This window comes from Pseudomonas sp., assembly GCF_030683065.1.
Classification (GTDB): Bacteria; Pseudomonadota; Gammaproteobacteria; order Pseudomonadales; family Pseudomonadaceae; genus Aquipseudomonas.
The window spans coordinates 20,470-41,392 of record NZ_JAUXMX010000052.1 but is presented as its reverse complement, the minus strand read 5'-3'; the positions used below and the strand labels follow the sequence as shown (position 1 = coordinate 41,392).

Below are 20,923 nucleotides of genomic sequence, written 5' to 3'. Positions count from 1 at the left end.
TCTGCATGGCCGAGTCGGTGGGCTGAGTCAGCCCACCCAAGGTGGTAGTCAGAACACTGTCAGACGCTCCAGGCTAACGCGCAGCACGTGCTAGCATTCGCGTCATGAGAACGATTCCAATATTTTGCGCCGGATTGGCGCTGTTTATCCTTAGCAGCTCGGTATTGGCCGAGGCACGTCTGGTGGTGAGGGTGCAGCCTGCCAATGCTGCGCTCAAAGAGAACATTGAAGGCTATGTCGGTAGCCTGGGCGAGCGCGACCTAGACGATTTGCAGCGTTTTCGCCGGGTGGCCGAGGGGCAGGCAGAACGTGCGGCGCAGGCTCTGGGTTACTATCAGGCGCAGATTGTCAGTGAAGTAAGTGAAGGCGATCCATTGCGCCTGACCCTGCGCATCGTCCCCGGTGAGCCGGTCAGGCTGCGTGAGGTGACGCTGCGCATCGACGGGCCAGCCAATCAGCTGCGCGCGTTTCGTTTGCCCAGGGACGCTCAGCTAACAGCCGGCGCGGTGCTCAATCATGGTCGCTACGACGCCGCCAAGCGCCAGATTCAGAATCAGGCCTCGCGTTATGGTTTTTTTGCCGGGCGCTTCACCCGTCAACGCTTGAGCATCGATCCGCAGGCCGGGGTCGCAGACATTGAGCTGATCTATGCCAGTGGTCCGCGCTATCAGCTTGGCGCAGTGAGCTTTGAAGGCGATGTGCCCTTCGAGGAACAGCTGCTGCAGCGTATGGTGCCTTTTTCCGGAGACACTCCCTATGACTCCGAGCTGATTGCCGAACTTTACCAAGCGCTGCGTTCCAGTGGCTATTTCGAGACGGTGAACGTCGATGCCAATCCGAGCGGCGCTGAGCAGCAGCGGATTCCGGTCAATGTCCAGCTACACCCCCGTAAACCGAGGAGTCTGGGCCTGGGGCTGGGTTTTTCCACTGACGTTGGCCCACGCGGCCGCGCCGACTGGACACGCCATTGGGCCAACCCGCAAGGTCACAGTTACGGCGCCGAGATGGAGTTGTCGGCGCCGCGGCAGAACGTCGGCCTGTGGTACGACGTGCCCGGTGATCCTCCCCTGACCGATAAGCTGCGCTTCGCCGGTGGCTACCAATATGAAGCGCTGGCCAACACCGATAGCCTCAGCCGCTTGCTGACCCTGGGGCCGGAGTGGCACAGCAAACTGGAGAGCGGTTGGCAGCGGGTTATTTCGTTGAAGTGGCAACATGAGCAATACGAACTTGGCGATGACTCCGGACTAAGCACTTTGCTGATGCCGGGCATCAGCTACGCCTACCTGCACAGCGATAATCAGGTCGATCCGAGTCATGGCTACCGCCTGCAATTCGATCTGTCTGCGGCCAAGCGCGGCGTACTCTCTGATGCCGACGTGCTGCACGGCAATGTCCTGCTCAAAGGCTTGACTACGCTGGCGGACAAGCACCGCTTGCTCGGTAGGGTGCAATTTGGCGGCACCGAGTCTGGCGGCTTTTCCTCGGTGCCGCCGTCGCTCCGCTTCTTCGCTGGCGGCGATCAGAGCGTACGCGGTTACGACTACCAGAGCCTGTCACCGGAAAACTCCCAAGGCGATAAAATCGGCGGCCGCTATCTATTCGCTGCCAGCGCCGAATACCAGTACAGCGTGGCTGAGCGCTGGCGCGTGGCGAGCTTTGTCGACCAAGGCAATACGTTTAATTCGCTGGACTTCCCCTCCTTGAAAAGTGCTGTCGGTATTGGCCTGCGCTGGGTCTCGCCAGTCGGCCCGCTGCGCCTCGACCTGGCGCATCCGCTGGATAGCGAGGGCGGAGTGCGCGTGCATTTCTCCATGGGGCCAGAACTGTGAGGCGCGGGTTGAAGTACGTGGTCTTCGGTTTGTTGGGCGCCTTGCTGATGCTGGTGTTGGGCATGACCTGGATACTTGCCAGCAGTACGGGCAGCCGCTGGGCGCTGGCCCAGGTGCCAGGTTTGCAGGTAAGCAATTTCAGCGGCCAGTTGGGCGGGCAGTGGCGCGCCGAGCAGTTGCGCTGGCAGCAAGGTGACAGCCAGGTAGAGATTCGTCTTGCCGAGATGGCCTGGTCGCCGCTGTGTTTGCTGCGCCTGACACTGTGCGTCGAGCGGCTGCACGTCGAGCGGATCGAGCTGCGTTTGCCACCTGGCGAGGAGGAGGACAGCCCGCCATTGCGCTTGCCGCAGGTGCAGCTGCCATTGGCGCTGCAGCTGGGCGAGGTGCACATCGGCAGTCTGCAGCTCAATGGCGACGAACAGCTACAGGGTCTGCAGCTCGCAGCGCGCTGGACCCGTGAAGGCATGCAGATCGACAGCCTGCGGTTGCAGCGTGACGACCTTTCTGTCGCGCTGAGTGGGCAGATACTACCCGGCGGCGACTGGCCGCTGAGCATCGCCGGCAAGGTGCAACTGCCTGCACCCGAGCAACAGGATTGGCAGCTTGAGGTAACTATTGTCGGTGATTTGCAGCAGAGCCTGCAGGTGACGGCCGCTAGTACGGGCTACCTCACTGGGCGTCTGCATGGCGCAGTGCAACCGCTGGCGGATAATCTGCCAGCCAGCCTGCAGGTGCATGCCGATGGCTTCAAGGCCAGCAGCGAGCTAGCGGATACCTTGCGTCTGGACAAGATAGAACTGACTGCCAGCGGCGATCTGGCCAGCGGCTACCAGGTCAACGGCAACGCCGAGTTGCCGGGCGAGGGCGGGCCACTGGCACTGACCCTGCAAGGGCTGTTGAAGGCTGACGGCGCCGAGATTGCCGCCCTGAGTCTGAGTGCCAGTGCCGAACAGCAGGTGCGCCTCAGCGGCGAGTTGGACTGGCGCGAAGGCTTTGCCCTGGACAGCCGTTTCGACTGGCAGGACTTTCCCTGGCAGCGTCTGTATCCCGGCGTACAACAACCGCCTGTTGCATTGCGCCGGCTTAGCGGTGAGCTGACTTATCGTGACGGCAACTACCTGGGCCACTTCGCCGCCGGGCTGGATGGCCCTGCCGGAGATTTCAGCCTGGAGAGCCCGCTCAGTGGCGATTTGCAACAGTTGCACCTGCCTGACCTGCAGTTACGTGCAGGCCAGGGGCGGCTCGATGGTCAACTGAGCGTGGGTTTTGCCGACGGCCTGCGGTGGGATGCGCGCTTGCAACTGCACGACGTTGATCCGGCCTACTGGCTGGCGGAGCTGCCGGGCACTCTGGGCGGACCGCTGCACAGCCAGGGCGAGCTGAACGATCAGCAGCTGAGCCTGAATGCCCAGATCGACCTCAATGGACGCCTGCGTGGTCAACCCGCGCAGCTCCAGGCCGAGGCCACTGGCAGCGGCGAGCACTGGTCGTTGCAACGCCTGGCACTGCGCCTGGGTGACAATCGCATCGATGGCAGTGGTGAGCTGAATCAGCGCTTGAGCGGGCAATTGCGCCTGAATCTGCCACGCCTGGGTCAGCTCTGGCCGCAGTTGCAGGGGCAGGTCGAGGGCCAGCTCGATCTTGCAGGCACCTTGCAGGCACCACAGGGCCAACTGAGTCTGCAGGGGCAGCGCCTGAGCTATATCGAGCAACGCCTGCAGCGCCTGCAACTCGATGCGGCGCTCGATAGTGCCCAGCAAGCGCGAGTCGAACTGGATGTCCAGGGCATTCTTGTGGGCGAAACCGAGCTGGGCCGGTTAACGGCCAGCGGGCAGGGCGATCAGCGCCAGCAACGCCTGCAACTCAAGCTTGCCGGTCCCCTGCTGCAGAGCGCCTTGGCCTTTGCTGGCAACCTGGACAAGGGTGCCTGGCGCGGACACCTGAGCAGTGGCGAGGTACAAAGCGGTGGTCAGGATTGGCGCTTGCAGCAGCCGGCCAGCCTACAGCGTTTGGCCAATGGCCAACTCACTGTCGGCGCACACTGCTGGCGTTCCGGCGCGGCCAGCCTGTGCGGCGAGGATCAACGGCTGCTGCCCGAGCCACGGTTGCGCTACCGCCTCAGTGACTTCCCGCTCGACAGCCTGGCTCAATGGTTACCCAAGGATCTTGCCTGGCAAGGCCTGTTGAATGCCGAGGTGCATCTCGATCTGCCTGTGGCGGGGCCGAGCGGGAGGGTGGTGCTGGATGCCGGCAGCGGCATCTGGCGCATTCGAGATCAGAGTCAATGGCTGGATTTCGCCTATGACAGCCTGCGGCTGGAGAGCCAGCTCAGCCCGCAGAAAATCGATACCCAGATACAACTGCGCGGGCCAAAAATCGGCGAGCTACGTCTCCAGGCACGCCTCGACCCACGGCCAGCAAGCAAGACACTGGCCGGCGATTTCCGCCTGACTGGCCTGGATCTAGCCTTAGCCCGACCGTTCCTGCCAATGGTCGAACACCTGGCGGGCCGGCTCGACGGCAGCGGCAGCCTGTCCGGCAGCCTGCTGGCGCCACACATCAATGGCCGCTTGCAGCTCCGCGAGGGTGAGCTGTCCGGCGGACAACTGCCCATAACGGTCGAGGCATTGCAGCTGGATGCAACGATTGCCGGGGAAAGCCTGCAGCTCAGCGGCGGCTGGCGCAGTGGTGAGCAGGGCCAGGCCAGCCTGGCTGGCGAGCTGACCTGGAGCGCAGGGCTGCTGGGCGAATTACGCCTGCGCGGTAGCCGCTTGCCAGTCAACATCGAGCCCTATGCGCAGCTTGAGGTCGATCCGGATTTGAGCCTGCGCATCGCTGCCGAGCAGTTGTCGATAGCCGGAAAAATTCTGATCCCGCGCGGCAAGATTGTGATTCGCGAATTGCCGCCGTCGACAGTCAAGGTCTCCGACGATGCGCTGATTGTTGGCAGTGAAAGCCTTGAGCAACAGCCGGTGGCGATCGCCATGGACATCGACGTCGAGGTGGGGCAGGAGCGCTTGAGCTTCAGCGGCTTCGGTCTGAATGCGGATCTGGCTGGGCGTGTGCATGTCGGCAATGACCTCGACACCCGTGGCGAGTTGAACCTGAACAATGGCCGTTATCGTGCATACGGCCAGCGTTTGACCATCCGCCGCGCGCGCTTGCTGTTCGCCGGACCGATTGATCAGCCCTACCTGGATGTGGAAGCGATTCGCCGGGTCGACACGGTCGTCGCTGGGCTGCGCCTGAGCGGCAATGCCGAACAGCCCACCACCGAGGTGTTTTCTGAGCCAGCCATGAGCCAGCAGCAAGCGCTGTCCTACCTGGTACTTGGCCGGCCCCTCGGGCAAAGCAGCGGTGAGAACAACATGCTGGCCCAGGCGGCGCTCGCCATGGGTTTGGCTGGTAGCGCCTCGGTGACCGGCAGTGTGGCGCAGGCACTCGGCATCACTGATTTTCAGCTGGATAGCGAAGGCAGCGGCGTCAGTACCAGCGTGGTAGCCAGCGGCAGTCTGTCAGAGCGCCTGAGCTTGCGTTATGGGGTTGGTGTGTTCGAGCCGGCAAACACCATTGCATTGCGCTATGAACTGAGCAAGCGCCTCTATCTTGAGGCTGCCAGCGGTCTGGCCAGTTCTCTTGACCTGTTCTACCGTCGCGATTTCTAGCCACACGGCGCGGTGTCGGGTGCTCGCGGGAGATTGATGTGCAGGGTTAATCGCTTAATCTGCGGTAGCCAAGCGATATGTGCCCATTAATTTCTGGTTAATCGTTATTTTTACGGTAAATAAATCCAAGCATTACCGCCTAAATAGTGAAATAGACTGCGCATCTCTTCATATACTGGCGCCCGCTGTAGCAAGGTCGGGCGGTTTCAGCGTTTGCCCTTGCTGAATGTGTTGCTGATGGCGGCAGTCGATCGAACAGCACTGCCTATCCGGCGGTCGAGCATGCGCAGGTCACCCAACCTCGCGACTACTACAAGAATAAGGAACCTTAGATGGAAACCCTCAACAGTTTGGTCAATCAACTCAATGGCATCGTCTGGGGCCCACCGATGCTGGTGATGATCCTCGGCACCGGTTTGTTCCTGATGCTGCGCCTGAAATTCATGCCGTTGACCAAGATCGGCGCCGGTTTCAAGCTGATGTGGCAAGGGCGCAAGAAAGGCGATGCGGAAACCGGTGAAATCACCCCGTTTCAGGCGTTGATGACCTGCCTGGCGGCCACTGTCGGTACCGGCAATATCGCCGGTGTAGCCACCGCAATTTTTCTCGGTGGCCCCGGTGCCCTGTTCTGGATGTGGTGCACCGCCCTGGTAGGCATGGCCACCAAGTACGCTGAAGTCGTGCTGGCGGTGCATTACCGTGAGAAAGATAAGCTTGGCGAGCATGTCGGCGGGCCGATGTATGCAATCAAGAACGGCCTGGGTAAGAAGTGGCTGTGGCTGGGCACCGCATTCGCCATCTTCGGTGGCCTCGCGGGCTTTGGCATTGGCAACATGGTTCAGGTCAACAGTATGGCTGCAGCCCTGGAGGCGACGTTCGCCGTGCCACTGTGGCTAACCGGTCTGGTTACCATGGTATTCGTCGGCCTGGTCATTCTCGGTGGCATCAAGCGCATCGGTAAGGTCGCTGCGACACTGGTTCCCTTCATGTGCGTGGCCTACATTATTGCCGCCATCGTCGTGTTGGTAGTCAACGCCGCGCAGATTCCTGCCGCGTTCGAGATGATCTTCACCTATGCCTTCACCCCGATTGCCGCAACTGGCGGTTTCGCTGGTGCGGCGGTCATGGCGGCAATCCGCTTCGGTGTGGCACGCGGTATTTTCTCCAATGAAGCAGGCCTGGGTACTGCCGGTATCGCTCAGGCAGCAGGTACCACTAACAGTGCGGTACGCTCAGGCATGATTGGTATGCTCGGCACCTTTATCGACACTATCGTTATCTGCAGCCTGACTGGCCTGGCGATCATCTGTTCCGGGGTGTGGACCAGCGGCATCAGTGGTGCAGCACTCTCGGCGGCAGCCTTCGAGTCGGCGATGCCAGGTGTTGGGGGGTATATTCTGACCATCGCCCTGGTGGTGTTCGCGTTCACCACCATCCTCGGCTGGAGCTACTTTGGCGAGAAGTGCTGGGAGTTCATGATGGGCACCAAGGCCGTCCTGCCGTTCCGCATTCTCTGGGTCCTGGCTGTGCCGTTCGGCGCAGTCGCTCACTTGGACTTTGCCTGGTTGGTTGCCGATACCCTCAATGGTTTGATGGCAATCCCCAACCTGTTGTCCCTGTTGCTGCTGAGCCCGGTAGTGGTCAAGTTGACCCGCGAGCACTTCGCCCGCGAGTCTCGTGTGGGTGGGGTCGATAGTCTGCATCGTTAAAGCAGAGGGCTGATCGAGTCGCCTGAGGCAGGCTTGCATCCATCACCAATAAAAAACGCCCGATGCAGTGCATCGGGCGTTTTTATTGTGCTGTGCCAGGCATCGTGTTGTTTGGCTCATCGTGGTGGTGAGCCGGCAAGTAGGGCTGGTGAATTATGCGTCCCTTTGATATTGCAGCCAGTTGTCATGATATTCTCTGCCCCGGCCTGAGTTGGGTGATGAATTACTGCGCTTGCCTGCCAAACTGTCAGCGTTTGCTATTTGTCTACGATGCGCCAAACTAGCGCCCTACCATGTTTTTTATCAGCTGGGCCGCGTGATTAAGCCCACCTTTTTGGTGCGCAATGAGGAGTTCGCTTGATAAGGGTGCTTGTGGTCGATGACCACGATTTAGTTCGTACAGGCATCACCCGTATGCTGGCCGATATCGATGGTCTCGAAGTCGTGGGGCAGGCTGAATCAGGCGAAGAGTCGCTAAAAAAAGCCCGTGAACTGAAACCTGACGTGGTTTTGATGGACGTCAGAATGCCCGGCATTGGCGGCCTTGAGGCGACCCGCAAGCTTCTTCGCAGTCATCCCGACCTGAAGGTCGTGGCGGTGACCGCCTGCGAAGATGATCCGTTCCCTACGCGCCTGTTACAGGCAGGCGCCGCCGGCTATCTGACCAAGGGCGCTGCCCTTGCTGAGATGGTGCAGGCCATTCGCCAGGTGTTTGCCGGGCAGCGCTATATCAGTCCGCAAATCGCTCAGCAATTGGCCCTCAAGTCCTTTCAGCCGCAAAACAACAACTCGCCCTTTGACTTGTTGTCTGAGCGCGAGATTCAAATCGCCTTGATGATTGCCGGTTGCCAGAAAGTACAGAGCATCTCCGACAAGCTGTGCCTGTCGCCGAAAACGGTCAATACGTACCGTTATCGGATCTTTGAAAAGCTGTCGATTACCAGCGATGTAGAACTTGTATTACTCGCTGTGCGCCATGGCATGGTCGATGCCAATAGTTGAGATTCCCACGCTGGACGTGACCGTGCCATTCGACTCTAGTGCCTTTTTGGCCACTTGCAGCGGTCGTCCGGGCGTCTATCGCATGTTCGATGTGGGGGCCAAGCTGCTCTACGTCGGCAAGGCGAAAAACCTGAAGAAACGCCTGGCCAGCTATTTTCGCAAGAATGGCCTGGCGCCGAAGACTGCGGCATTGGTTGGGCGCATCGCTCAGGTTGAAACCACCATCACCGCCAATGAAACCGAGGCGTTGCTGCTTGAGCAAACACTGATCAAGCAGTGGCGGCCGCCGTATAACATCCTGTTGCGTGACGACAAATCCTATCCTTATGTTTTTTTATCGGATGGCGATTACCCGCGCCTGAGCATTCATCGCGGGGCTAAAAAGCTGAAGGGTCGCTACTTTGGCCCCTATCCAAGCGCGGGTGCTATCCGCGAAAGCCTCAGCCTGCTGCAAAAAACCTTTCTGGTGCGCCAGTGCGAAGACAGTTATTTCAAAAATCGCACCCGGCCATGCCTGCAGTATCAGATCAAGCGCTGCAAGGCGCCCTGTGTCGGTTTGGTCGAGCCGGCGGAATATGCCGAGGATGTGCGGCACTCGGTGATGTTTCTCGATGGGCGCAGCAATGCACTTGGCGATGAACTGTCGAGCGGTATGCAGCAAGCTGCCGCCATCCTGGATTTCGAGCGTGCCGCCGAGTTGCGCGACAAGATGGCTCTGCTGCGCCGTGTGCAAGATCAGCAGAGCATGGAGGGCGGCACTGGTGATGTCGATATAGTCGCCGCCATGGTCAACCCAGGTGGTGCCTGCGTGCACCTGATCAGCGTGCGCGGTGGCCGGGTGCTCGGAAGTAAGAACTTCTTCCCGCAAGTGGCGATCGAGGAGGATGTCAGCGAAGTGCTGCTAGCCTTTCTTGCCCAGTATTACCTGGGCAACCAGGAGCGCGAACTGCCCGCCGAACTGATTGTCAACGCACAGCATGAAGACTTTCCCACGCTTATCGCAGCACTCGGCGAGTCTCGCGACAGTGAGTTAACTATCAGCTATCGGGTGCGCGGCACTCGCGCGCGCTGGCAACAGTTAGCGGTGACTAATGCCGAGCAAGCGCTCGGAGCTCGCCTTGCCAGTCGTCAACATGTGGCCGCACGCTTTGAAGCCCTTGCCGAAGCGCTGGGCATGGACGAGGTGCCGCAGCGCTTGGAGTGTTTCGATATCAGTCATTCCAGCGGCGAGGCTACGGTCGCGTCCTGCGTGGTGTTTGGGCCGGAAGGTCCTTTGAAGTCTGATTACCGGCGCTACAACATCGAAGGCGTCACCGCAGGTGATGACTATGCCGCCATGCACCAGGCGCTGATGCGGCGTTTCAGCAAGATCAAGGACGGCGAGGGCAAGCTGCCAGACATCTTGCTGGTTGACGGCGGCAAGGGGCAGCTGGCCATGGCGCGGGACGTACTGACCGAATTGGCCGTGCCTGAGCTGATTCTACTGGGCGTAGCCAAAGGCGCGACGCGCAAGCCGGGGCTGGAAACCCTCTACCTCAACGATGCTGCCCATGAGTTCACCCTGCCAGGCAACTCACCGGCATTGCACCTGATTCAGCAAATTCGCGACGAATCGCACCGTTTCGCCATTACCGGGCACCGCGCTCGTCGCGGCAAGACGCGCCGTACGTCAAGTCTGGAGGAGGTTGCCGGGGTAGGGCCGAAGCGCCGTCGTGAGCTGCTCAATCACTTTGGTGGCCTGCAGGAATTGTCTCGAGCCAGTAGCGAAGAAATCGCCAAAGCGCCCGGGGTCAGTAAAAAGCTTGCAGAGCTGATTTATGCAGCACTGCACAGCGAGTAGAATGCCGGCTCACCTTGCAGCCAGTTGTGCCGATGAATATTCCTAACTTGCTTACCGTGCTCCGTGTTGCACTGATCCCAATCTTCATTCTGCTGTTCTATATGCCATTCAGCTGGAGCTATTGGGCCGCCAGTGCGATGTTTGCTATTGCCGCCTTTACTGACTGGCTTGATGGCTTTTTGGCGCGCCGCTGGGAGCAGAGCACACCCTTCGGAGCCTTTCTCGATCCGGTCGCCGACAAATTGATGGTCGCCGTTGCACTGGTTTTGCTGGTGGCCGAGCATGCCAACTTGTGGCTGACGCTGCCGGCGGCAATTATTATTGGTCGCGAAATTGTCGTCTCAGCCTTGCGCGAGTGGATGGCTGAGCTTGGCGCGCGCGCTCATGTGGCCGTGTCCGAACTGGCCAAATGGAAAACCGCTGCACAGATGGTTGCCTTGATCATACTGCTGGCAAATCCACCCTTGTTCACCTTCTGGGTGCTGCTCGGTTATGGGCTGCTGATCGTTGCCGCGATCCTGACCCTGTGGTCGATGCTGCAGTATTTGCTAGCCGCCTGGCCGCACCTCAGCACTTCCACTGAAAAGAAATAAACTTTTTTGAATCAAGGGGTTGACGGGGCGCTCTGAAGATATAGAATGGCGCCCGTCTACAAGACAAGCGGGAATAGCTCAGTTGGTAGAGCACGACCTTGCCAAGGTCGGGGTCGCGAGTTCGAGTCTCGTTTCCCGCTCCATTTTCAGCGGACCGTCTAGTACGGTCCGTTTAGTTTCAAGGCTGAGTAGCAGAGTGGTTATGCACCGGATTGCAAATCCGTGAACGCCGGTTCGATTCCGACCTCAGCCTCCAATTAAAAAGCTTCGTAGATCATTGATTTGCGAAGTTTTTTTTTGAGTCAGGAAACCTTGCGAGGCCTTATAGGGCTGTATATAGTCCAAGGGCTGCGCTAAAGGCCTACCGCCCGAATGGCGAAAGCTGTAGAGACAAGGTGCTGACAATCAGCCTTGCTTGGCGAAAAAGGCCTTCCAGGCTGAGATGCACCTGTTTAGCTGTGTAAACAGCAATTTTTAAAAGCCCCGATGGTGAAATCGGTAGACACATCAGACTTAAAATCTGACGACCGTAAGGTCATGCCGGTTCGATTCCGGCTCGGGGCACCATGATAGCTTCCATAGCAGTCTACTGAATGCTCTGGAAGCCCCAGAAACCGGCCCTTTGGCCGGTTTTTTGTACATGGCGTTCCATAGGCATCCGGGGATTTTAGGGGTATTTTTAGGCTATGTCCCAATAGCGTGTTGCGTGGTGCGCCCAATCGCCTCCTGAATACAGTGAATCGGCTGAATACGCTGTTGATAGCGCTCAAGCATGCGCCGCCAGCCCAGATAATTCGGGAGGTAGCGGGTGGCGACACCGTGAAAGCGAGTCATCCAGCTCTTCATGCGACTGTGGTAGGCGTTAACATTCTGAATGTGGAAAGCGCCCTGTCGTACCCGCTCGCCAGGACGCGAGTGAACGACATGGTGAGTAATGCCCTGAGTGCGCAAAGTTGGCGTAGACCGCGGCGCCATCACTGCACAGTGCGGCCTCTCGGTCGATCAGCGGCAGTAAGGCTGCTCGCACATGCTCCGCATCAAGCTTCTCAAGCTTCTCAAGCTTGAAGTCGGCGGTATGCCCCTCGCGATCACGCACCACCATGACCGGAATCTGATCCTTGCCCGTGCCGCGCGTTTTGCCCACTCCGCCCCTTTTGCGGGGTGCTCGTGGCAGCTTGCGCTGACCCTTAAAGGACTCCAGAAAGAACGTCTCATCGACCTCAACAATGCCCGCTTAATGTGCTGCATGGTGCTGGGCCGCGCAGGCCAAGAAGCGATGGCGCCAGAGAAAGGCGGTGTTCTTGCTAATGCCACATTGCTTGGCTGCCTTGCGCACACTCAGACCGTCGATCAGCGCCTTGGCGTAGTTTTTCCAGCGCTCGGGATAGTGCAAGCGAGCAAGACCACTGCTTGAAACGGCCGAGCATGCCCGCCGACAGGCCCGACAACGATAACGACGTAAGCCACGCGACCAGCCCCAGGACGCAAGATGCTCTGCCTTTGCTTGGCAGTACGGGCAGCTCTGTAACGCGGGCAAACTATCAAGAACCTCCGTTGTAGGCGGTTCCTGCAAAGCCTGATGAAGTGCGGATTTCTGCTTGCTGCTGAGTTGGCTCACCTGAGCCAACCAGCGCTGAAAGGCTTGAGTATCCATGGCGGGCAGCGGACAGGGGCAGTGCGCATGGTGAAGACCCTCGGAACCATCTGGCACCAGCATGGACGGAGTGGTCGGAAGGAGGCAGCAGGAAAAGCGAAGGTGGGCGGATCGCTTTCGTGTACCGCAGGCTCAGACAGCAAACCGGGCTGAGCGAGTGAATCATGGCGGCCGGGTAGCAGATCAATGGGTCAAACGTCGCTGGATGCTACTTAGTGTTCTTGTAGGAGCTCTTATATTGTTTAAGTGCCCCGTGGGGAGTTATTATTTTCAACTTAAGCAACTTTTTGATTAGGAATTCCCATGGAAGCGCCTAAAGAAGATAAGCGTTCTGGTGGGAGCGGATATACCGAAAAGTTACCGCTGCCCATGCCTGCCGAGCGGGCTATCCGCAAACTCGGCAGCGATCTGGCGTTGGCTCGGCGCCGCCGGCACATCTCCCAGCAGTCCCTGGCCGAACGCATGGGCGCTTCGTTGTCCACGGTCCGGCGCATGGAGAAGGGCGATCCGCGTGTCCCCATCCATTTCATTGCCCGCGCGCTGCAGGTTTTCGGTGAGATCGAGGCGCTCGCGGGGTTGATCGATTCCGCCCGGGACGACATCGGCCTGGTCCTGATGGATGAGCGCCTGCCGCAGCGGGTGCGCAGCAAGCGCGGCAAGGACGAGACGGGGGCATTATGAAGACGTTGGAGTCGATCAGGCAGGAAGTGGAGGTCTGCATCGGGCGTGTGGGTACGTCGGTGGGGCGGTTGGTCTACGCCAGGCAGGGGCGGCGCGAGAATACCGCGTTCGCCTACGACGAGCGTTGGCTGGCGAACCCGGACCGCTTCGCGATTTCTCCCGACCTTGACCTGGTCACGGGCTATCAGCCACGCAAGGCACCGTCCGCCGTTGACTCGGCCTTCCCCTTCGCCATCGCCGACACGGCACCGGACGCCTGGGGACGCCGGGTTATCGCGCGCGATCATGCCAAGCGGCGCCGGGGCAACCCGGCGCTCGCGCCACTGAGCGAGATGGACTACCTGCTGGCGGTCGACGATTTCAGCCGGGTTGGCGCATTGCGCCTGCGTGATCAGGCCGGTCACTTCTGTCGGACAGTCGAGCAGGGCCGGCGCAGCACGCCGCCGCTGCTGGAGTTACGGCGCATCTACGAGGCCAGTCGCGCGGTCGAGCAGGGGCAGGAGACCACTGAGGATTTGCGCTACCTGCAAGGCAAGGGCACGTCCCTGGGCGGCATGCGGCCCAAATGCACGGTGGTCGACGACGATGGGTGGTTGGCCATCGGCAAATTTCCGAGTGTGGGTGATACGCGCAGCGTGACGCGTGACGCGTGGCGAGGTGTTGGCGCTACGTCTGGCGCAGCGCGCCGGTATCGACGCGGCGCCAGCGCGCATCGTTGAACTGGAGGGCGTTCCGGTGGCCATTATCCGCCGCTTTGATCGTGATGGCGCCGAAGGGCGCATCCCCTACCTGTCCGCCGCCTCGCTGCTCCAGGCCTCCCGCGAGGAGGATCGCAGCTACACGGAGATCGCCGACGCCATCCGTGCCACAGGCCATCGGCCCACGGCGGATGTGCGGCAACTCTGGCGGCGCATGCTGTTCAACCTGCTGGTCACCAATGTGGACGATCACCTGCAGAACCACGGTTTTCTTCACGTGGAGAAGGGCCTGTGGCGGTTGGCTCCAGCCTTCGATATCAATCCCTTCCCGGACAAGGAGCGCGAGTCGAAGACCTGGCTGTCGGAGCAGGATGGGCCGATCACCGACCTCGCGATGCTGCTGAATCGCAGCATCTACTTTTCCCTGAGCCGGGACGAGGCGCTGACGGTGCTGACTGAGGTGCATGCCGCCGTGTCGAACTGGCGGGACCTTGCACTCAGCCCCGAGGTCGGCCTGCGCTGGGAGGAACTGGAGGATTTCGCGCCGGCTTTCGAACACGAGCAGATGGATGCGGCGCAGAGCCTGCTGACCTGACGCGCTGATCGGGAGTTATAGAGAAAACTCAGCGCAGGGTCGTACTCATAGGTATTTCTTGAAGGTGGCCGCGGTGATTGCGACAGCCATGCCCAGCATGGCCGCGCCGGGCAGCAGTATCAGCAGGGGATGCAGCGAGAAGGGTAGCGACAGGTGGCACGCCACGAAAGCGGCTTAGCACAAAGTCCCGGTAATCCTTGTTCTTCTCGCAATACGCGCGCACGTGCCAGCGCATGCCGGTGTAAATCAGCGTGTGCGGGGTGATCAGCCGGATTTCAGCGTCCGGCGTAGCGAAGGACACATGCTCACACTCCAGGCGCAAACCATCACGGCAGGCGCGCAGAAGAGGGCGCAGCAGTTCCGGGCGCACCGTGCGATCCGGCACCTGCAGCACCTCGGTATGCGCATAGGCCAATGCCAGGCCATCCATATAGCATTGATCTGCACCCACTAAATCAGCCACTTAATAGGGTTAATCTGGCCCGCAATCGTCCAACCGGTTAAGGTTCGGCATCGTAAAAGACATCTCGCAGGGAGGCGGCGCAAAGCGCCTTCCTTGCCCATCAAGTAAGGAACAACGCGTGAACCAGCAGACCCTGGCCCCCTTTATCTGGAACATCGCAGATCTGCTTTTGGGAGCCTTCAAACCCTCCGAGTACGGCCGCATCATCCTGCCGTTTACTGTGCTGCGGCGTTTGGAGTGTGTGCTGGAGCCCACCCGCGACAAGGTGCGCAACCAGTTTGAGGCAATGAAGGCCAGCGGCGTGGACATGGACCTGATACTGCCCGCCAGCGCCGGAGCCACCTTTTATAACGTCTCGCAGTTTTCCTTAGGCTCAGTCGGCTCCACCAGCACCCGCGCCAACCTTGAGGACTACATCGCCAAGTTCTCCGCCAACGCCCGTCAGGTGTTCGAGCACTTTGCCTTTGATCGTTGGCTGGAAAAACTGGAGAAGGCCAATCTGCTGTATCTGGTGGCGCAGAAGTTTGCCGCCATCGACCTGCACCCCAACGTCATCAGCAACCACGAAATGGGCCTGGTGTTCGAGCACTTGATTCGCAAGTTTGCCGAGGCCTCCAACGACGACGCCGGGCAGTTCTTCACCCCGCGTGACGTGGTACGGCTGGCCACCACCCTGATCTTCGCCCCGGATCACCAGGCGCTGAATGGCCAAGGCGTGGTGCGCACCGTGTATGACTGCGCCGCTGGCACCGGGGGCTTTCTGTCCTCGGCCATCGAGCAGGTGTACGAGTGGAACCCCAATGCCCGCCTGGTGCCCTATGCCCAGGAACTGAACCCGGAAACCTACGCCATCTCGGTGGCGGACAAATTGATCCAAGGCTACGACACCAAGAACATCAAACTCGGCAACACCCTTAGCAACGACCAACTGCCCCATGAGCAATTCGACTACTGCCTGGCCAACCCGCCGTTTGGCGTGAAGTGGGAAAACGTGCAGAAACAGGTGCAGGCTGAGCAGGCTGCTCAGGGTTTCGCTGGTCGCTTTGGCCCTGGCTTGCCGCGTGTGGGCGATGGCTCGCTGCTGTTTTTGATGCACCTGCTGTCCAAGCGCAAACCCATCGAACTGGGCGGCAGCCGCATCGGCATCGTGCTATCTGGCTCGCCGCTGTTTAACGGCGGTGCAGGCTCCGGCGAGTCGGAGATCCGCCGCTGGATACTAGAGAACGACTGGCTGGAGGCGATCATCGCCCTGCCTAACGACCTGTTCTACAACACCGGCATCGGCACCTATATCTGGGTGTTGTCCAACCATAAGGACGCGCTGCGCAAGAACAAGGTGCAGTTGATCGACGCCACCGCCATGCATGCACCCATGCGCAAAAGCCTGGGCAGCAAGCGCAAGTTTCTGGCTGAAGGGCAGATCGCTGAAATCGCCAAACTGCACGAGGCGTTTGAGGACGGCTCGCACAGCAAGGTGTTCGCCACCACTGATTTTGGTTACCGGCGCATCACCGTCGAGCGCCCGCTGCGCCTGCGCTTCTCGGTCACGCCGAGCAAGCTCGCGGCCTATCAGGCCACCAAGGGAGCGGATCAGGTAGACGCCTTCGCCAGTGTGCAGGGTGAATTTGACAACCTGCCTGCGTTCCTAAAGGCCGCTGACATCAAAAAACTGGGCAAGGGCGCGTTGAAAGCTGCGCTCAGTTGCTTTGGCGAGCGCGATGCCAACGCCCAGCCGGTGCTGGACGACAAGGGCAACCTGCAGGCCGACAGCGACCTGCGCGAGTTCGAAAACGTGCCGCTTAACCAGAACATCGACCACTATTTCGCCCGCGAAGTGCTGCCCCATGTAGCGGATGCCTGGATCGACACCGGCAAGACCGATGCGAAAGACGGCCAGGTCGGTATCGTCGGCTATGAGATCAACTTCAATCGCTACTTCTATATCTACCAGCCGCCGCGCCCGCTGGTCGAGATTGATGCTGACTTAAAAGCGGTGGAGGCCGAGATTGCTGCGCTGCTGGGCGAGGTGACGGCGTGAGTCATTACAAGCCGTACTCGGCGTACAAGGATTCCGGGGTGCAATGGTTGGGGAGGGTGCCGGAGCATTGGCAGGTCAAGCGTCTCAAGTTTATCGCCACTGTCCAAACCGGCATTGCCAAGGGCAAAGACAATGTGGGTAAGGACACAATCGAAGTTCCCTATCTGCGTGTGGCCAACGTTCAGGATGGATACTTATCGCTTGATGACGTGACCACCATCGAGATCCCTCGAGAAGACCTGCCTCGCTACAGCCTCAGGCCGGGCGATGTGTTGATGAACGAAGGCGGCGATTTCGACAAGCTTGGGCGTGGCCATGTCTGGCAGGGTGAGATTGCTCCCTGTATCCACCAGAATCACGTTTTTGCTGTTCGACCGGCTAAGGTTCCATCGTATTGGCTGAATGCTTTTTCGGGCTCCCAGCCAGCGCAGTTCTACTTTATGGGGCGCTCTAAGCAGAGCACCAATCTCGCGTCCATTTCATCCTCGAACGTGATGGAGCTTCCGGTGGTGGTTCCGCCAGATGATGAGCTACCTGCGGTGTTGGCTCACCTCGACCGCGAAACCGCCCGCATCGACGCGCTGATTGAAAAGAAAACCCGCTTTATCGAACTGCTGCGCGAGAAGCGCCAGGCGCTGATCACCCATGCCGTCACCAAGGGCCTCGACCCGAACGTGAAGATGAAAGACTCGGGTGTGGAGTGGCTGGGGGAGGTGCCTGAGCATTGGGAGGCTCTGCCTCTGAGGCGTGTAGTCAGTGCTGTGAAAACCGGTGGTACTCCGTCCGAGGAGCTACCTGCCCCAGATGCGGATGGCCTAGCGTGGTACACACCTGGAGACTTCGGTAGTTCGCTGGTGCTTACTTCTTCTGAAAAGCGCGTCAGTGCTTTAGCTGTCAGCACTGGAGAGGCAAAGGTCTATCCAGCGGGCTCAGTGCTTGTTGTGAGCATAGGTGCCACGCTGGGAAAAGTTGGTTATATCGTTGATCCAGCTTCGGCAAATCAGCAGATAAATGCAGTCATCCCTAGTTCCCGGGTGAATGGATACTTCCTAGCTTATTCGCTTTCGGTTAAGACCGAAGCAATGTGGTTCCTGGCAAATGCGGCGACCATAGGGATCATGAACCAAGAGAAAACAAAAGAAATTTGGCTTGCAGTTCCATCTCCGTCAGAGCAGAAAGCAATCACGGAATACCTCGATAAAGATACTGGGCGGCTAGATAGCTTGATTGGCAAAACCGAGCTCAGCATAGGCCTTCTAAAAGAGCGTCGCTCTGCCCTGATCACCGCCGCCGTTACCGGCCAAATTGACCTACGGGAGGCGGTATGAATTCTGGCCGCAGCATTCGACTGTTTCTAGTGGATGGCACGCCCAATGGCCTGCTCACCGCCGAGATTATGAATTGGACCGGCCATGTGCTGACCGGCCCGCGCAGCAAGCTCGCCGAACTGGTGCAGCGCCCCGAGTGCAGGCGTACCGGTGTGTACTTTTTGGTCGGCCCCGACCCGGACGACAGCCTGCGCACGCGGGTGTATATCGGCGAGTCGGATGATGTGGCCCAGCGCCTTAAACAACATAACCGCCCGGAAGAGCAGGGCGGCAAGGACTTCTGGGAGCGCGTGTGCCTGATCACCAGCAAGGACCAGAACCTGACCAAAGCCCACGCTAAGTACCTGGAAAGCCAGCTGATCCAGATCGCCACCCAAACCGCTCGCTGCGTGCTGGGTAACGGCACTGCGCATAGCTACAACAACCTGCCCGAATCCGACCGCGCCGATATGGCGTTCTTTCTGGAGCAGATCCGTATTGTGCTGCCGGTGCTGGGCTTCGACTTTCTGCGTGAGCTGACCAAACCCTCCGCGCCAACCCACGACTCTGCTGTGTCCGCGATACAACGCTCCCCGGTGTTTCGCCGGGAGGTTCCCAGAGAAGGTGGATATGCGTTGGCACAGGAAATCGACGGCGAGTTCTTCGTGCTCAAAGGCTCCAAGGCTCGCGCCGAATGGGTCGGCACCGAGCGTGGCTATCAGGGCTTGTTCAAGCAGTTGGTTGATGAAGGCGTGTTGGTAGTCGATGGCGAACACATGCGCTTCAGCGACGACTGCGCCTTTAGCAGCCCCAGCGCCGCTGCCGCCGTGGTCAGCGGCCGCTCAGCCAATGGTCGAACGTCGTGGTTGGTAGAAGGCACAGGGCAGACGTATGCGGCTTGGCAGGATCAGCAGTTGAACAGTGTGACATTCGAGCCGGGAATGGCATGAGGGAAGCGCAACGCCTTGGATGTGCGCTCTGCGCTAGTGGTTTACAAGATAGCGTTGCACGCAATGCATGCCGTTTCTGTCGGTTACGCCAATTCGCGACGCACTGCGTCGCGAATTGAGTCGGCCCATTCACCACGTTTTTTGGATTATCGGCAATGAACGAAGCGGAGCTGCAGCAGTACCTGCTTGAGCATTACCCCAAGGAGAATGCCGCCTGCGAGTGGAAGGAGTTCAAGAACCTGCGCCACGCCTTGGTCGGCAGTGCCGGCAGTGATGTGATCAGCTACCTCTCCGCTATCGCCAATATGGAAGGTGGTCATCTGGTTATCGGCGTGGAAGATGCGACGCTGCGCATCGTGGGTATTCAGGACTTCAACAACCAGACGGTGGACAACGTTCGCCAGCGGCTGCTGGAGCGTTGCCGTGCATTGGATTCGGAAGCTTTCCGCGTCGAGCCTTTCATCACGGGCGATACCGGTAAAACTGTATGGGTTTTTCATATTCCCAAACACCGGCCGCGCATGCCGGTGTATGCCCATGACAAAGCCTGGCAACGGTTGGATGAGTCGTTGGTGGAAATGCGCCAGGAACGCCTGGATGCCATCCTGCATGAGGTCATCACTGTCAGCGATTGGTCGGCGCAGGTTGTCGAAGGGGCATCACTTCGAGACCTTGATCCAGTCGCAATCGAGTTGGCAAAGCAGAAATTTGCTGAGAAGTACCGGGAGTCGAGTTTCGCTGCAGATATTGCCGGTTGGGATGTGCCGACCTTTCTGGATAAGGCCAAGATCACCATTCAGGGGGGTATTACGCACACCGCGTTGCTCTTGTTGGGGGCTCGCGAGGCGACTCACTTTCTGCCTATGGCGCAGATTACCTGGAAGCTTACGGGTGAAGAGCAGGCCTATCAGCACTTCAGCCCCCCGTTCTTGCTGACAACGACCGAGGTGTTGCAACGCATACGCAATATTCCGCAAAAGCTGTTCCCGCAGAATCAGTTATTGGCCACTGAGGTGAGCAAATACGACACGCGGGTCATTTTGGAAGCATTGCACAACTGCATCGCCCACCAGGATTACCAGCGCGCCTCACGCATACTGGTGACCGAGCGCCTTGACCGACTGGTGTTCGAGAATGCCGGCGGTTTCTTTGAGGGCAAACCTGAGGATTATTTCAGCGGCGAGCAAACTCCGAGCCGCTACCGTAACCCTTGGCTGACCCAGGCCATGGTCAGCTTGAACATGATCGATACCATGGGTTTTGGTATCCGCACCATGACCCTCTCGCAGCGCAAACGCTATTTCCCGCTTCCCGACTACAGCAAGTCGGATGCGAGCAAAGTGGTGCTGGAGATCTACGGCCATGTAATCGATGAAAATTACACCCGTCTGCTTTTAGAGCATCAGGACTTGCCACTTAACACCGTGATGCTGCTCGACCGGGTGCAGAAGAAGCAGCCGATCACCGATGATGCTGCGGCACTGCTGCGCAAGCAGGGGCTGATTGAGGGGCGCAAACCGAACTACTACGCAGCCGCTCAGATTGCCAAAACCACCGGCGGCAAAGGTGACTACATCCGAAACCGAGCCTTTGATGATGCTTACTACAAAGACCTGATTTTGCAGTGCCTTGAAAAGTACGGATCGGCTTCGAGAAATGAGCTGAAAGATCTGATCCTAGACAAACTTTCGGACGCTCTAGATGAAAAGCAGAAGCAAACAAAATTCCGCAACCTGCTTCACGCCATGTCAAAGCGCGACCAAACCATTGAGAAGTCAGGTGGTTTGCACAAAGGCCGCTGGATGTTGAGTTCGTCTAAAGACGTTCAGCATTAGACAAACTTAAGACAACCTAAGACAAACTACCTCACGCTCTGACGTGTTGGGGTGTTGCCAA

The 20,923-nt window shown here is 59.2% G+C and carries 13 protein-coding genes, 3 tRNA genes and 3 pseudogenes; 16 read left to right on the top strand and 3 right to left on the bottom strand.

What is annotated here, in order from left to right:
- Positions 1-104 precede the first annotated feature (104 nt).
- From Q8K09_RS17255 to Q8K09_RS17215, 9 genes are all read left to right on the top strand, one after another.
- On the top strand, positions 105-1,832 hold the full coding sequence (locus Q8K09_RS17255) for an autotransporter assembly complex family protein (RefSeq protein ID WP_305256219.1): 1,728 nt from the start codon (positions 105-107) through the stop codon (positions 1,830-1,832).
- Entirely contained in the window at positions 1,829-5,497 is a 3,669-nt protein-coding gene (locus tag Q8K09_RS17250) for a translocation/assembly module TamB domain-containing protein (RefSeq protein WP_305256218.1), read from the top strand. The genes Q8K09_RS17255 and Q8K09_RS17250 overlap by 4 nt, the downstream gene beginning before the upstream one ends.
- Before the next feature lie 332 nt (positions 5,498-5,829).
- Positions 5,830-7,206: a sodium:alanine symporter family protein gene (locus Q8K09_RS17245; RefSeq protein ID WP_305256217.1), complete on the top strand. Its 1,377-nt coding sequence runs from the start codon at positions 5,830-5,832 to the stop codon at positions 7,204-7,206.
- A 357-nt stretch (positions 7,207-7,563) separates the two neighbouring features.
- Positions 7,564-8,208 carry a UvrY/SirA/GacA family response regulator transcription factor gene (gene uvrY, locus Q8K09_RS17240; protein ID WP_305256216.1) on the top strand — a complete coding sequence of 215 codons (645 nt, stop codon included), beginning with the start codon at positions 7,564-7,566 and terminating at the stop codon, positions 8,206-8,208.
- Entirely contained in the window at positions 8,195-10,048 is a 1,854-nt protein-coding gene (gene uvrC, locus Q8K09_RS17235; RefSeq protein ID WP_370869558.1) for an excinuclease ABC subunit UvrC, read from the top strand. The genes uvrY and uvrC overlap by 14 nt, the downstream gene beginning before the upstream one ends.
- Before the next feature lie 32 nt (positions 10,049-10,080).
- Entirely contained in the window at positions 10,081-10,641 is a 561-nt protein-coding gene (gene pgsA / locus Q8K09_RS17230) for a CDP-diacylglycerol--glycerol-3-phosphate 3-phosphatidyltransferase (RefSeq protein WP_305256215.1), read from the top strand.
- A 67-nt stretch (positions 10,642-10,708) separates the two neighbouring features.
- Positions 10,709-10,784, top strand: a tRNA-Gly gene (locus tag Q8K09_RS17225).
- A gap of 39 nt (positions 10,785-10,823) precedes the next feature.
- Positions 10,824-10,897: transfer RNA gene (locus tag Q8K09_RS17220), tRNA-Cys, on the top strand.
- A gap of 224 nt (positions 10,898-11,121) precedes the next feature.
- A tRNA-Leu gene (locus Q8K09_RS17215) sits at positions 11,122-11,208 on the top strand.
- 117 nt (positions 11,209-11,325) lie between these two features.
- Here the strand turns inward: Q8K09_RS17215 and Q8K09_RS17210 are convergent.
- A pseudogene (locus Q8K09_RS17210) lies at positions 11,326-12,295 on the bottom strand (IS1595 family transposase).
- Positions 12,296-12,598: 303 nt separating this feature from the next.
- Here Q8K09_RS17210 and Q8K09_RS17205 point away from each other — a divergent pair.
- From Q8K09_RS17205 to Q8K09_RS17195, 3 genes are read left to right on the top strand one after another with little or no spacing between them, the layout of a single operon-like run.
- Complete coding sequence (locus Q8K09_RS17205; protein ID WP_305256214.1) at positions 12,599-12,976, top strand: helix-turn-helix transcriptional regulator; 378 nt, start codon at positions 12,599-12,601, stop codon at positions 12,974-12,976.
- Positions 12,973-13,695 carry a HipA N-terminal domain-containing protein gene (locus tag Q8K09_RS17200; RefSeq protein WP_305256213.1) on the top strand — a complete coding sequence of 241 codons (723 nt, stop codon included), beginning with the start codon at positions 12,973-12,975 and terminating at the stop codon, positions 13,693-13,695. The genes Q8K09_RS17205 and Q8K09_RS17200 overlap by 4 nt, the downstream gene beginning before the upstream one ends.
- Positions 13,637-14,269, top strand: coding sequence for a type II toxin-antitoxin system HipA family toxin (locus Q8K09_RS17195; protein ID WP_305256212.1), 633 nt, complete (start codon positions 13,637-13,639; stop codon positions 14,267-14,269). The genes Q8K09_RS17200 and Q8K09_RS17195 overlap by 59 nt, the downstream gene beginning before the upstream one ends.
- 45 nt (positions 14,270-14,314) lie before the next feature.
- Here Q8K09_RS17195 and Q8K09_RS17190 read toward each other — a convergent pair.
- A pseudogene (locus Q8K09_RS17190) lies at positions 14,315-14,425 on the bottom strand (DUF4400 domain-containing protein); the annotation flags it as partial.
- A pseudogene (locus Q8K09_RS17185) lies at positions 14,424-14,702 on the bottom strand (WYL domain-containing protein); the annotation flags it as partial. The pseudogenes Q8K09_RS17185 and Q8K09_RS17190, both read right to left, overlap by 2 nt.
- A 148-nt stretch (positions 14,703-14,850) precedes the next feature.
- Here Q8K09_RS17185 and Q8K09_RS17180 point away from each other — a divergent pair.
- The 4 genes from Q8K09_RS17180 to Q8K09_RS17165 all read left to right on the top strand — a co-directional run bounded on the left by Q8K09_RS17180 (position 14,851) and on the right by Q8K09_RS17165 (position 20,862).
- The gene (locus Q8K09_RS17180) at positions 14,851-16,770 is read left to right on the top strand and encodes a class I SAM-dependent DNA methyltransferase (RefSeq protein ID WP_305256211.1); all 1,920 of its coding nucleotides are present in this window, start codon (positions 14,851-14,853) and stop codon (positions 16,768-16,770) included.
- The gene (locus Q8K09_RS17175; protein WP_305256210.1) at positions 16,767-18,098 is read left to right on the top strand and encodes a restriction endonuclease subunit S; all 1,332 of its coding nucleotides are present in this window, start codon (positions 16,767-16,769) and stop codon (positions 18,096-18,098) included. Before Q8K09_RS17180 ends, Q8K09_RS17175 begins: the two co-directional genes overlap by 4 nt.
- Positions 18,095-19,027, top strand: a complete 933-nt coding sequence (locus Q8K09_RS17170) for a GIY-YIG nuclease family protein (RefSeq protein WP_305256209.1) — start codon at positions 18,095-18,097, stop codon at positions 19,025-19,027. The genes Q8K09_RS17175 and Q8K09_RS17170 overlap by 4 nt, the downstream gene beginning before the upstream one ends.
- Before the next feature lie 155 nt (positions 19,028-19,182).
- Positions 19,183-20,862, top strand: coding sequence for an RNA-binding domain-containing protein (locus tag Q8K09_RS17165; protein WP_305256208.1), 1,680 nt, complete (start codon positions 19,183-19,185; stop codon positions 20,860-20,862).
- Positions 20,863-20,923: the final 61 nt, after the last annotated feature.